Genomic DNA, 1,038 nt, shown 5'->3' on the forward strand with positions numbered 1-1,038 from the left:
AGTGAGCGACGTTTGTGGAATAAAACAACCACTGAAGTTCGTTTTTACATAAGTAGTTTGGAAAATAATGCTGATAAAATTGCTAAAGCTATCCGCAGTCATTGGGGGATTGAAAACAGCTTACATTGGATATTAGATGTCACATTTTATGAAGATAGTAGTCGTATTCGCAAGGATAATTCTCCTGAAAACTTGGCTTTACTACGTCGTTTAGCTTTAAATCTAATGAAACAAGAAACAAGCTTTAAAGGAAGTTTAAAGATGAAACGCTATCGAGCAGCTATGGACAATAACTATTTAGTCAAAATTTTAGCATCTGCCAGTAAATAACTAGGGACTTGTTAGTCAAGTTTTATCCAAGAGAATAAGCCGAATATAAACCCAAATTTATGAGTTAAACACCATTACCAAATTAATTTCCTACTACCAATCTCTGTACCCCTTACATCGTAAGGCTTTGAGTTTTGGAAAATGTGTAATTAATTTTGTGCACCTGCTTAAGATTTCGGCAACTAAGGGAGGACGCGGTCAAAAATTTTTAGTCAGCTCCAATCCCTTGATTGTTAATAGTTAAAATTGAGAAATGTAGATTTTTAAATAACTTAATTAAGTTAGATGCGTTTACCCTGATATCACTCCTAGTAATAATCCTCAGGAATCTTCTCCAAAAAAATACCCTGTTAAGCACATTCTGAAGGGCTCCCGCAAGGCTATCATCAACACCATCCATACTCTTTATCTACTGCGTTATGCGGAGATTTTGGAGTGGAGTCCTTTAGAACCGACGGGGATTCCTGGAGAATTTATTACGATGATGACCAAGTACATAACTTTGGGTTAACGGATTAACTTTCTGGGGGGCTTTGCCCCCTGGCAAAACCATCGAGTCTGCTCCCATGGGAGCAGGTCCCGATAGGGTTGAAAACGGAATCACATAAGGTCAATTTCCTAGCCGTGGATGGTATTTCTGCGGCTATTTTTTTTTGTTAAGAAGGGAGTAGGGAATCGGGAATCGGGAATCGGAAATCGGGAATCGGG

Annotated in this window: 2 protein-coding genes; both read left to right on the top strand. The window is 38.5% G+C overall.

Going from position 1 to position 1,038, the window contains the following annotated elements:
- Positions 1-330, top strand: a 330-nt coding sequence (locus F6K49_RS52670) for an ISAs1 family transposase (RefSeq protein ID WP_293111085.1), incomplete at its 5' end; no start/stop codon positions are given.
- Between the two features lie 301 nt (positions 331-631).
- Positions 632-841 carry a hypothetical protein gene (locus F6K49_RS52675; RefSeq protein ID WP_293111086.1) on the top strand — a complete coding sequence of 70 codons (210 nt, stop codon included), beginning with the start codon at positions 632-634 and terminating at the stop codon, positions 839-841.
- The last annotated feature ends 197 nt before the right edge of the window (positions 842-1,038 follow it).

The organism is Moorena sp. SIO3I6 (genome assembly GCF_010672095.1).